This is a genomic window from Streptomyces similanensis, from assembly GCF_039543625.1.
GTDB classification, from domain to species: Bacteria; Actinomycetota; Actinomycetes; order Streptomycetales; family Streptomycetaceae; genus Streptomyces; species Streptomyces similanensis.
Genome location: NZ_BAABKC010000081.1, coordinates 20,192 through 30,469 on the forward strand (window position 1 = coordinate 20,192; position 10,278 = coordinate 30,469).

General features: G+C 73.6%; 12 protein-coding genes and 2 pseudogenes. 4 read left to right on the top strand and 10 right to left on the bottom strand.

What is annotated here, in order from left to right; translation table 11 throughout:
• Positions 1-7: 7 nt before the first annotated feature.
• Positions 8-646 (bottom strand): response regulator transcription factor, encoded by a 639-nt coding sequence (locus tag ABEB07_RS26115; protein WP_345670560.1) that lies wholly within the window; start codon positions 644-646, stop codon positions 8-10.
• Positions 643-2,442 carry a sensor histidine kinase gene (locus tag ABEB07_RS26120; RefSeq protein WP_345670552.1) on the bottom strand — a complete coding sequence of 600 codons (1,800 nt, stop codon included), beginning with the start codon at positions 2,440-2,442 and terminating at the stop codon, positions 643-645. Before ABEB07_RS26120 ends, ABEB07_RS26115 begins: the two co-directional genes overlap by 4 nt.
• Positions 2,443-2,772: 330 nt before the next feature.
• Between ABEB07_RS26120 and ABEB07_RS26125 the strand changes: the two genes are divergently transcribed.
• Both ABEB07_RS26125 and ABEB07_RS39290 read left to right on the top strand, forming a co-directional pair.
• Positions 2,773-3,036: a hypothetical protein gene (locus tag ABEB07_RS26125; RefSeq protein ID WP_176151439.1), complete on the top strand. Its 264-nt coding sequence runs from the start codon at positions 2,773-2,775 to the stop codon at positions 3,034-3,036.
• Positions 3,008-3,778: pseudogene (locus ABEB07_RS39290) on the top strand (type IV pilus twitching motility protein PilT); the annotation flags it as partial. The gene ABEB07_RS26125 and the pseudogene ABEB07_RS39290, both read left to right, overlap by 29 nt.
• Positions 3,779-4,187: 409 nt before the next feature.
• Here the strand turns inward: ABEB07_RS39290 and ABEB07_RS26130 are convergent.
• The 5 genes from ABEB07_RS26130 to ABEB07_RS26150 all read right to left on the bottom strand — a co-directional run bounded on the left by ABEB07_RS26130 (position 4,188) and on the right by ABEB07_RS26150 (position 7,205).
• On the bottom strand, positions 4,188-4,616 hold the full coding sequence (locus tag ABEB07_RS26130) for a contact-dependent growth inhibition system immunity protein (RefSeq protein ID WP_425589076.1): 429 nt from the start codon (positions 4,614-4,616) through the stop codon (positions 4,188-4,190).
• Positions 4,617-4,711: 95 nt separating this feature from the next.
• A complete protein-coding gene (locus ABEB07_RS26135) occupies positions 4,712-4,873 on the bottom strand; it encodes a hypothetical protein (protein WP_345670553.1) in 162 nt (53 codons plus the stop codon).
• 42 nt (positions 4,874-4,915) lie between these two features.
• The gene (locus ABEB07_RS26140) at positions 4,916-5,050 is read right to left on the bottom strand and encodes a hypothetical protein (protein ID WP_345670554.1); all 135 of its coding nucleotides are present in this window, start codon (positions 5,048-5,050) and stop codon (positions 4,916-4,918) included.
• Between the two features lie 66 nt (positions 5,051-5,116).
• The gene (locus tag ABEB07_RS26145) at positions 5,117-5,788 is read right to left on the bottom strand and encodes a response regulator transcription factor (RefSeq protein WP_345670555.1); all 672 of its coding nucleotides are present in this window, start codon (positions 5,786-5,788) and stop codon (positions 5,117-5,119) included.
• Positions 5,789-5,930: 142 nt separating this feature from the next.
• Complete coding sequence (locus ABEB07_RS26150; protein ID WP_345670556.1) at positions 5,931-7,205, bottom strand: sensor histidine kinase; 1,275 nt, start codon at positions 7,203-7,205, stop codon at positions 5,931-5,933.
• Positions 7,206-7,384: 179 nt separating this feature from the next.
• Between ABEB07_RS26150 and ABEB07_RS26155 the strand changes: the two genes are divergently transcribed.
• Positions 7,385-7,603 (top strand): hypothetical protein, encoded by a 219-nt coding sequence (locus ABEB07_RS26155; RefSeq protein ID WP_176151427.1) that lies wholly within the window; start codon positions 7,385-7,387, stop codon positions 7,601-7,603.
• Between the two features lie 274 nt (positions 7,604-7,877).
• Here the strand turns inward: ABEB07_RS26155 and ABEB07_RS26160 are convergent, their stop codons facing one another.
• Positions 7,878-8,843: a pirin family protein gene (locus ABEB07_RS26160; RefSeq protein WP_345670557.1), complete on the bottom strand. Its 966-nt coding sequence runs from the start codon at positions 8,841-8,843 to the stop codon at positions 7,878-7,880.
• Between the two features lie 207 nt (positions 8,844-9,050).
• Between ABEB07_RS26160 and ABEB07_RS26165 the strand changes: the two genes are divergently transcribed.
• Positions 9,051-9,398, top strand: coding sequence for a tetratricopeptide repeat protein (locus tag ABEB07_RS26165; RefSeq protein WP_345670558.1), 348 nt, complete (start codon positions 9,051-9,053; stop codon positions 9,396-9,398).
• 64 nt (positions 9,399-9,462) lie between these two features.
• Here ABEB07_RS26165 and ABEB07_RS26170 read toward each other — a convergent pair whose 3' ends face one another.
• A complete protein-coding gene (locus tag ABEB07_RS26170) occupies positions 9,463-9,993 on the bottom strand; it encodes a hypothetical protein (protein WP_345670559.1) in 531 nt (176 codons plus the stop codon).
• Between the two features lie 118 nt (positions 9,994-10,111).
• Positions 10,112-10,278 (bottom strand): annotated as a pseudogene (locus ABEB07_RS26175) (M56 family peptidase); the annotation flags it as partial.

A 10,278-nucleotide genomic window follows, 5' to 3' on the forward strand; every position in this document is an offset into this window, starting at 1 on the left:
GGGGCCGTCACGCGCGCAGATACCTCAGCACGGCGAGGACACGGCGGTTCGCCCCGGCGTCCGGTTCGAGCCCCAGCTTGGTGAAGACACTGCGGATATGGGTCTCCAGCGTCTTCGCGCCGACCCGCAGACGCCGGCTGATCTCGTCGTTCGACCAGCCTTCCGCCATCAGGGCCAGCACTTGCCCCTCCCGGTCGGTGAGCTGGTCCAGCGCGCCCTGGGTGCGGCGTCTGCGCAGCAGCCGGGCGACGATGTCCGGATCGAGCGCCGACTCGCCGGCCGCGACCCGTTTCAGGGCGGTGCACAGCTCGTCCGGATCGGCGACCCGGTCCTTGAGGAGGTAGCCGAACCCCTCGGGGCTGCGGGCGAGCACCTGGACGGCCGCGCTCGTCTCGACGTACTGCGTCAACAGCAGCACGCCGGTGCCCGACCGGCGGGCGAGCACCGCCTCCGCCGCGCGCACTCCCTCGTCCGTGTAGGTCGGCGGCATGCGGACGTCGAGCAGCACCGCGTCCGGCCGCTTGGCCTCGACCAGTTCGAGCAGTCCCCGGGCCGTTCCGGTCTCGGCGACCACGTCGATGCCGCGCTCCTCCAGCAGCCGTACCAGTCCCATGCGCAGGAGCACGGAGTCCTCGGCGACGATCACGCGCACGGCAGCTCCACCCGGATCCGGGTGCCCCGCCCCTCGGGGCTGTCGACCTCCAGCGAGCCGCACACCGCGGCCACCCGCTCGACGAGGCCGGTCAGTCCGGTGCCGCCGCCGGCGGCCGCACCGGTCGCGGGATCGGCCACGCCGCCGACGCCGTCGTCCGCCACCTCCACGACCAGGCGGGCCCCGCTGCGTCGGGCGCGCACCTCGATGCGCCGGGCGGCGGCGTGCTTGACGGCGTTGGCGAGGGCCTCGCTCACCACGAAGTAGGCGGTGCTCTCGACGAGCGGGGGGTAGCGGCCGGGCTCCGCCTCGACCGTGACGGGCACCGGGCACTGCTCGGCGAGCGACGTCAGCGCCGGTCCGATCCCCGCCCGGCCGAGCACCTCGGGATGGATGCCCCGGGCGAGGTCGCGCAGCTCTTCCAGCGCCTGGCGCAGGCTTCCCTCGACCTCGGTGACGGTGCGCCGCAGGGCCGGGTCGACGCCGCTGGGCAGTCCCGCGTCCAGGCGGCGCAGCGTCATCAGGGTGTACACCAGGCGGGTCTGGGCGCCGTCGTGCAAGTCCCGCTCCAGCCGCCGGCGTTCCTCGTCGACGGTCCGCAGCAGGCGGCCGGGCGCCGTACGGGCCGCGCGGGCCTGCTCCTCGGCCTGGGCGCGCAGCAGCGCGTTGCGTCGCCACAGCCTGACGACGGCGCAGGCCGCGGCCAGCAGTGCGGGGTCCTCGGCGAGCGCGCTGTCGTGGACCAGGACGGCGCCGGCGTCCTGGTCCGCCCCCGCCGGCGTCACGTCCCGGTCCGGTGCGCGGGACGCCGGCAGCGGTCGCCCGTCGGGGTCGGCGTGGCCCGCGCCGGTGCGCAGGCCCAGGACCAGCGTCGGGTCGCCCAGGGTGCGGCGCAGGGTGTCCTGGAGATCGTGTGCCGTGGGCGTCCGGCCGACGGCCACGAGGAGGTCGCCGACGGAGGCGCGCCGGAGCCGCATCCGCAGCAGACTCACCAGGAAGACGACCGGCACGGCCACCTCGGTGAGATCCGAGGGCAGGGCGAGCACGGCGTCGGCCCCGCCCAGGAGCCGGGGCATCAGCAGATACAGCATCTCCCAGCCCACGAAGGCGAGGGACAGTCCGACCGCGACCCAGGACGGCAGGAGGACCCGGCGCCGGGCCGGGCTCGCCGCACGCCACCGCTGGACCATCCTGAGGGCCACCAGGACGGTGAGGGCCACACCGGCCCACCGGTAGACCAGGTCCACGGCGCCGAAGAGGTCCGCGTCGTGCCGTACGAGGAACGCGTTCGGCCCGCAGTCCGTGCAGGTGAGGTAGCTCGCCGAGCTGTCCGCCGCCGGGTCGTACAGCAGCACGCGGATCAGGCCGCCCACGGCCACCAGCAGGTATCCGGCGGCGATGAGGCGGCGCTCGCCCGCGCCGCCGGCCCGCCCGTCGGGGAAGACCAGCAACAGGTGGGCGAGAACAGCCAGATTGAGGGCTTCGCCCCAGGCGCCGAGGGTGAAGAGCAGGGGGACGGGCGTCCCCTGGAGGTTGCCGAGGAACCAGGTCAGTCCCTCGGCGAGCATGAGGGGGCCGGTGCGGTTCGCCGGGCGCCTGGCCCACGCCACCAGTCCGGAGCCGGCGAAGGCCCACCCCACGCAGAGGTCCCTCGCCAGGTCGGCGGGCTCGGCGCCGATCCGGGCGTACGCCCAGCAGCCGCCCAGTCCCGCGGCCAGCGCGGCGGCGCCCCACCCCGTGAGCGTGGGTAAGGGAACGGTTCCCGGCGGGCGGTCGCCTCGAAGCTTCATGCCGTACCTCTCTCCCCGGATCGCATCGGCCCCGCGCGGCGCACGGACGTGCTCACGACATACTCGTGGAGACGCCCGGATTCCGCCCCCGACTCCGCCCACCGCGCCCCGACCCGCACGGCGTTGGGCCGGGGCCCGCCCCTGACCGATCAGCGGCCGCTCTTCACGTCAGCGCGGTCTCCCCCACGGCTTCGACGCCGCCTTCGGCAGCTCGGTCCCGAACGGGAGCCCCAGGATCGAGTGGGAGATCGACTACAGCAGACTGGCAGACTTCAACGTCCTGCCCGCCGCCCGCGCCTGGATGCCCAAGCCATGAGGAGGCTGAGTGCCATGCCCTCGACACTCCATCAGGAGTACGACGTCCGTGTGCTCGCGGTACGGCCCTGGGGGCTGGACGTGGTGCTCCCGGACGGCACCGCTGGCCTGATCGACAACGCGAAGGACCCGCGCTGGCCGGACGGTGACCAGCAGGCGGCCGTCGGAGCGGTGGTCCGCGCCGTGGTCCTGGACGACGAGCGGGACCCCGTGCGGATGAGCGCCCTCGACGACGACCGGGCCGTCGCCCGTGCCCTGCGGGAGGCCGCGGGGCATTAGCCGCGTCGACGGCGCCCTGCGACCGGTCGAGGGGGCCGCGCTGACCGAGCCGGAGGTCGATCGCCTGGTGACCGGGGTGCTGGGCGCGGAACTCACGGAGCGGTTCCGGCGGGATAAGCAGGTCGACTTCGCGTTCAGCTGGGGGGAGAAGGCCAGGCTGCGCGGGAACGCGTTCGTGCAGCGCGGCGCGTCGGCGCTGGCGCTGCGGATCATCCCGTTCTCCGTGCCGTCGTCCGAGCAGCTGGGACTCCCCCCGGTCGTCGTCGGATGGGCGGGCATGCCGCGCGGGTTCGTGCTGGTCACCGGGCCGACCGGGTCGGGGAAGTCGACGAGCCTTGCGGCGCTTCTCGACCATGTGAACACGCACCGGCCGGTGCACATCCTCACCATCGAGGACCCGATCGAGTATCTGCACCAGCACAAGCGCTCGGCGGTCAGCCAGCGCGAGGTCGGCACCGACACCGAGTCGTTCCCCGCCGCGCTGCGCTCGGCCCTGCGCGAGGACCCCGACGTCCTGCTCCTGGGCGAGATGCGCGACCCGGAGAGCATCTCCGCGGCCCTGACCATCGCCGAGACCGGGCACCTGGTGTTCGCCACCCTGCACACCAACGACACGTCGCAGACACTGGACCGCATCGTCGACGTGTTCCCGGCCGAGCAACAGCCGCAGATCCGCCTGCGGTTGGCGCACACCCTGGTCGGCATCCTCAACCAGACGCTCATCCCCCGGATCGGCGGGGGCCGGGTGGCCGCCTTCGAGGTGCTGGTGGGCACGTCGGCGATCCGCAACCTGGTCCGGAGACCAGCATCAACGCACTCGTCGCGGCGCGCGCCATCACCTACGAGGAGGCCGTGCTGCACACGGCCCACCCGGAGGACATCCAGCGACCCCACGTCCCGATCAGCCACACCTGACCGCCCGCCGGGCGACGCCCCGAAGAGACGGTCGTACGGCGTGGAGGGCGGCTTCGCCTGGCGCCGGAGTCAGGGCCTCGGACGGCGCCAGGACGTACTCCGCGGCGGCGCCGGTCCCCGCCATGGGCAGGAAGCCGATGACCGGATCACCCAGCCGGCCGGTCGACTGCGACCGGCCGGGCCGCCTCGCCGGCGGCGCGGATCGTCATGGCCCGACCCATGTGCTGAAGGCCCGATCAGGCACCGGACAACGTCGTCGCCAGCGCCCCGAACCAGGCGCCGTGGGAGAGCGGCTCGGGCGGACCGACCTCCATGCCGAGTTCGGCGGCGGCCACAGCGTGCTCCCCGTCGTCCAGCGGGAGGGCGAGCAGCTCGTGAAGTTCGCCCACGAGGCGCGCGACCAAGTGGGGGTCGGTGGTGGCGGCGTAGTCGGCGACGGCGGCATCGTGGTCGGGGAACTCGTCGACGACGTCCTGTGAGAACCAGCCGCCCAGCAGTTGCGCCGTTTCCGGGAAGCGCGCGTGCCACTCCCAGTGCGTCTGCGGGGACGACGGTTGCGGGACGTCACCTTCCTCGACGCTCTTCCTCAGGTGGTCGGCCACCACCATCAGCCAGTCGCCGATCCCGGCACCGAGATCGAGCAGCGCATGGTCGATCTCCGCCACGCCACCCAGCTCCTGGAGCACGCCCTGCAATGCGGCGCGGAGGACATCGTCACCTGCCCCAAGTTCCGCGAGATCACAGCGGGTTGGCGAGAGGGTCAGTCCTCCCTGTAGTGCTGGGAAACGGCTTCCCAGTCCTTGGCCCACCAGCCGGCGAGGCGGTACACCTCGGCAGCTGTGGCGTCAGGTCCCTTCACCGACCGCAGGTGGTCGAGCAGGCCGACGTCACGGCGGCGGGCCGCGATCACATGGGTGAGCACGTCATCGCCGTCGATCCGCTCGTGGTCCGTCGCCCACAGCGCCTACTCGGGCCGGAGCAGTCTCACGAAGTCATGGATCTCACCGAGGTCTTCCTCCGAGTCCTGCCACATGTCGTCGTAGGACCCGAAGCCACCGATGGCGGCCCGTCCTTGAAGGACGTCATCGACGAATGTCATACCTTGATCTCTCACTCCTTCACGATCAAGGCCCGTTTGAAGACGGACCCCGGTTCCTTGAGCCCCTCACGGCGCGTCGTCTTCGAGGAGGCCCGCGTCGTGGACGAGCAGCGCGATCTGCACGCGGTTGTCCAGGGACAGCTTGGCGAGGATGCGCGAGACGTGGGCCTTGACGGTGGGGACGCTCATGAAGAGGTCCGCCGCTATCTGCGCGTTGGCCAGGCCCCGGCCGACGCCGAGGGCGACCTCGCGCTCCCGCTCGGCCAGCTCCGCGACCCGCTCGCGCGCGCGGGAGCGCCGGCCGCCGGCCGCCGCACCCGCGGCGTGCCGCATCAGCTGGCGGGTGACGGCCGGCGAGAGGACGGGGTCGCCGGCCGCGACCCGGCGCACCGCCTCCACAATCCGGTCGGGCGGGGTGTCCTTGAGGAGGAATCCGGAGGCGCCGGCGCGCAGGGCCCGCAGCACCTGTTCGTCGGCGTGGAAGGTGGTCAGGACCACGATCCGGGGCGGCTCGGGCCGTGCGCGCAGCCGCTGGGTCGCCGCCAGCCCGTCCACGCCGGGCATCCGTACGTCCATCAGGACGACGTCCGGCCGGGTGCGCGCGACCTGGGCCTCCGCCTCGGCGCCGTCGGCCGCCTCGCCGACGATCTCGATGTCGTCGGCGCCGCCCAGCATGAAGGACAGTCCGGCCCTCACGAGCGGGTCGTCGTCCACGAGGAGCAGTCGGATCGCGGTCATGGCCCCCAGCCAACCAAACGGCCCGCGCCCGGAGCATACCGGCTCCCCGCCCCGTAGGACGCGCCGGCCGCGTGGACGGCGACCGCCGGGGCCGACCGTACCGGTGCCGTCCGTCGCTCCGTCCGGCGGCGTACCGGCTCGTTCACGCCCACGGCAGCAGGGCGCGGACTTCGAAGCCGCCGTCGGGTGTCGGGCCGTGGCGCAGGGTGCCGCCGGCGAGAGTGGCCCGCTCGGTGAGGCCGATCAGGCCCTGTCCTGAGCCGGGGACGTGCGGGACCTCGCCGTCGGGCGCCGGGTTGCGCACGCGGACCGCCAGGCCCTCGCCGGGTGCGCCGGTGAGGGACACGGTGACCTCCGTGCCGGGGGCGTGCTTGCGGGCGTTGGTCAGGGCCTCCTGGACGATGCGGTACGCGGTGCGGCCGACGGAGGCGGGCACGGTGTCCACGGCGGCGGCCGGACCGGCGGCGGTGACCGCCATCCCGGCCTCCCGGCACTCGGCGACCAGGTCGTCCAGCGCGGCGAGCGTCGGCTGCGGACGTCCCGCGTCGTCGGAGTCGCCCGCGCGCAGTACGCCGATGATCTCCCGCAGGTCCTGCAGCGCTTCGTGCGCGCTCTCCCGGATCACCCCGGCGGCGCGCGCCGTCTGCTCGGGGGGCGCGTCGGGCCGGAACTCCAGTGCGCCGGCGTGCACGCTCAGCAGGGTCAGCCGGTGCGCGAGGACGTCGTGCATCTCCCGGGCGATGGCCTCGCGGGCGAGCCGCTGGGCCTGCTCGGCACGCAGCCGCGCCTCCGTCTCGGCGCGCCGGGCCCGGTCGCGCAGGCTGAGCATGAGCTGCCGCTTGGACCGTACGAACATGCCCCAGCCGATGACCGACAGGTTCAGCATCGCGGTGAAGACGAGGGAGGCGCCGTACGACAGACCGGGGTCCGGGCGCAGCCAGTACAGGACCGGGAGCAGCGCGAGGGTGGTGCCGCCCACCCAGGCGACGTACCGGAAAGGCCGGTGCACGGTGAGGGTGAACAGGGCGAGCAGGGCGGCGCCGGAGGACGTGGTGGACAGGAAGCCGACCGGGACCAGCACGGCGGCCAGCGCCAAGGGGTGCCTGCGGCGCAGCCAGAGCGCGCAGCAGGCGAGGCCGCCGAGCGTCCGGTCGGCGACGACGAGCGCGTGCGGCGTGTGCGGGCCGCGGCTCATGTCGTGGGCGATGACGAGGGCGAGGACGACGGCCAGCAGGAAGCAGAGGACGTCGATGATCCAGTCGCGCGCCGTGCGGCGAGGACGGCGGGGCCGCCGACCGGCGACGGGGTCCGCGTCGGGGTCCGCGTCGGGGTCGAGCTGGTCGGCCAGGGCGGACGGCAGCCACCACCGTCGGCCGGTCGGCGCCGGTCTCTCCCCTGTCGTCCTGTCGTCCTTCACGGTCGACGAATCTACGCGCGCTCCGTGCCCGCCGGCGGCATGGACGGCGGATCGGCGACCGAAGTCGCGGCGGTGACGACTTTCGGCTCGGCCGCCGGGTGCGATCGCATACCTGCGGCGCGCACGACGCGCCATGGGGCCGATGCGGGCGGGCGGGGCGCGGGACGAGGGTCGTGGCCATGAAGAAGGTGCTGGAAGTGGTCGGGTTCCTCGCCCTGACGCAGGGCGTGCTCGGTGTGGTGCACGGCTTCACCCACTGGCGGGCGGGGCTGGTGTGGCGGGTGTCCTTCCTGGACGGCTACGAGATCTGGGCGAGCGTCGGCCTGCTCCTGCTGGCGCTGGTCCTGTTCGCCGTCGCGGACCGTGTGCGATCCGACCGCGCGAAGTCCGAGGAGTGAACCGTCTCCCGTCAGAGGTGCTCGGTCGGGCGGTCGAAGAACTCCCGCATTTCGCGGCGCGCGCCGAGTGCCTGGCGGAGTTGGGAACGTCAGCAATAGGTCAGCAAACGTCCTGCCACACCCGCCCACAGACAGCTGGACCGTGGAGTCATTCAACGCGGCGCATCAGGCCATGAGGTACGCCCCTTTGCAGCATCCAGGAGGCATTGAAGGGCGGCGAATCTGCGCGGAACATGTCACCCACCCCTCGCCGATCAGCCGCTGTTTCGCCGGCTCAGCGAGCCCTGCCCCGGGGCTTCAGAGGTGTCGGCGGCAGCTCGGGGGCGGGCAGTGGATCACCGTCGTATCCCTTCACCTCCCCGAACCGCGACCCCTCCATCCAGTCCTCGCGGGCCTGCTCGATCTCCTCCTGCGTCCGTCCGATCCAGTTCCAGAACATGATCAGCTCCTCCTCGAACGGTTCGCCGCCCAGGAGCATCAGGGCGGCGTCGGAGTCGGCGCGCAGGGGGAGTTCGGTGCGGCCGCAGCCGAGGTAGAGCATCGAGCCGGGCAGGACGGGGACGTCGTCGACGTGGGCCTCGCCGGACATGGCCAGGACGGCGTACTCGAAGTCCGGTTCCAGCGGCAGGCGTACGTCCGCGCCGCGGGACAGGGAGAGGTCGGCGCCGACGATCGGGGTGTAGGCGGTGCCCGGCGACCTCGCGCCGTCCAGGGCGCCGAGGATCAGCGTGGCGTTCAGACCGGGCGCCGTGACGGTCGGCAGGTCGGCGTGGTGTTCGAAGTGCGGGTCGGTGTGCCGGTGGGCGTCGGGCAGGGCCACCCACAGCTGGGCGCCGTGCAGGAGGCGGGCGTGCGACCTCGGGCTCTCCTCGGAGTGGCTGATGGCGCGGCCGGAGGTCATCAGGCCCAGCTCACGGGGGCGGATCGTCTGGAGGCTGCCGGTCGAGTCGCGGTGCAGCACCTCGCCCTCGTGCAGCCAGCTCACCGTCTGCAGGCCCATGTGCGGGTGCGGGGGCACCTGCATGCCGGGTTCGTCGGCGATGTCGTCGGGGCCGTAGTGGTCGACGAAGCACCAGGCGCCCACCATGCGACGGCCCAGGTTGGGCAGCAGCCGGCGGACCTCGGTGGACTCGCCGAGCTGGACCCGGCGCGGGCTGAGGAGTTCGCGCACGGGCTCCGCCACCACGAATCCGCGGCCGCCGCACACCGCGGGCACCGCCTGGCGATCAAGGTTGCTCATGGGTCCCAACCTAGACCCGCGCGGGCGGTCCCGTCAGCGTGCCCGCCGGGTCACGCACCGTCGCCGGAATCAAGCGATGAACACTCCATCGGGCTGGCGCGCAGGCCGGCAGGGGGGCTTCTGCGGGGATCAGTACGGGGAGCGGCAAGGTTAGTGGAATATTCAACCAAGCGGGTCGGTTGTGGGCGTCGAAGGAGGTCGCACGTGATGACGACGACGTACTACGACCACGGGAGCGCGGCGGAGCGCTGGGAGCGGGCCCGGATGTTCTTCGACGCCCGCGACTACGCCGGCGCGGCGCGGGTGCTGGACCGGCTCGTCGAGGAGGTGCCGGAGCAGACCGGACCCCGGCTGCTGCTGGCCCGCGCCTACTACCACTCGGCTCAACTGCGCAACGCCGAGGACCAGTTGCGCCTGATCGTGGAGCGCGACCCGGTGGAGCACTACGCCCGGCTGATGCTGGGCCGCACGCTCGAGCGCCAGGGGCGGCACGAGGAGGCGGCCACCCATCTGCGCATCGCCTCCGCGTTCGCGGGCGAGTTCGCGGACGCGTAGGGCCCGGACGCGTAGGGCCCGGACGCGTAGGGCCCCGTGCCCGCGCCCGATCGCCTCGGCCCGCTCACAGCCGGTCCCCCGGCCCGGCCGGTTCCGGGGGGTGCGGGCCGCCGCCGTCCTTGACGTCCTGCGCGCAGGTCCGGCCGGGGTGGGACTGGTCGTTGGGGATCAGCAGCACTCCGGCGACCTGCCCGGGGTGCGCGACGGCGAGCCAGTCGTCGCCCGTCAGGCCACCGTCCGGCGCGGGCCTCCCCTCGGACGAGTAGATCGTCCGGCACCCCAGCGCCACGCGCTTCTTGTCGACCGCGCAGGCGTCCACGGCGGGGCCGGACCGCTCGTCGGCGCCGTCGAAGCGGTAGTGGAAGTGCACCCGGTCGCCGTCGGAGGGCGCCTGCGGGTGCGGCTCCAGGCGCCAGTCGACGATCTCGGCGGTGACGCCGGCACGCCGCCCGGAGGCGTCCTCGACGTGTACCTCGACGCCGGCCGCACCGCGCTCCGCCGTCGTGTCGTGGCAGCCCCACGAGGAGGAGCAGCCGGACAGGACGAGAACCGTCAGAGCCAGCGGGGCGCCGGCGAGCGCCCGTGCGGGAAACACCTGGATGACCTCCGGTCGGGTGGGGCGGTCGGGTGGGGCGGATCGGGTGGGGCGGATCGGGTCGTCCCGGGGCCGTCGGTCTCGGGAGGGGAGGCGGCCGCGCCGGTGTCCTGGCGGGCTACAGGGGCGTCGCCGCGTAGAGGGTGAGGAACAGGGTGACCGCGGAGTTCGCCGAGGACATCGCGGAGACCGCCGCGCCGGCGGCGGCGCCCCACGCGGCGGCGCCGACCGCCGTGCACACCGGCGGCCAGCGCCGTACGGCGGGCGCGGGCGCCAGCAGGGCCG

Bases quoted from the DNA above. Each gene is read 5' to 3' on its own strand.
- ABEB07_RS26120 (WP_345670552.1), bottom strand. From the start codon at position 2,442: ATGAAGCTTCGAGGCGACCGCCCGCCGGGAACCGTTCCCTTACCCACG.
- ABEB07_RS26125 (WP_176151439.1), top strand. From the start codon at position 2,773: ATGCCCTCGACACTCCATCAGGAGTACGACGTCCGTGTGCTCGCGGTA.
- ABEB07_RS26140 (WP_345670554.1), bottom strand. From the start codon at position 5,050: ATGACATTCGTCGATGACGTCCTTCAAGGACGGGCCGCCATCGGTGGC.
- ABEB07_RS26145 (WP_345670555.1), bottom strand. From the start codon at position 5,788: ATGACCGCGATCCGACTGCTCCTCGTGGACGACGACCCGCTCGTGAGG.
- ABEB07_RS26155 (WP_176151427.1), top strand. From the start codon at position 7,385: ATGAAGAAGGTGCTGGAAGTGGTCGGGTTCCTCGCCCTGACGCAGGGC.
- ABEB07_RS26160 (WP_345670557.1), bottom strand. From the start codon at position 8,843: ATGAGCAACCTTGATCGCCAGGCGGTGCCCGCGGTGTGCGGCGGCCGC.
- ABEB07_RS26165 (WP_345670558.1), top strand. From the start codon at position 9,051: ATGACGACGACGTACTACGACCACGGGAGCGCGGCGGAGCGCTGGGAG.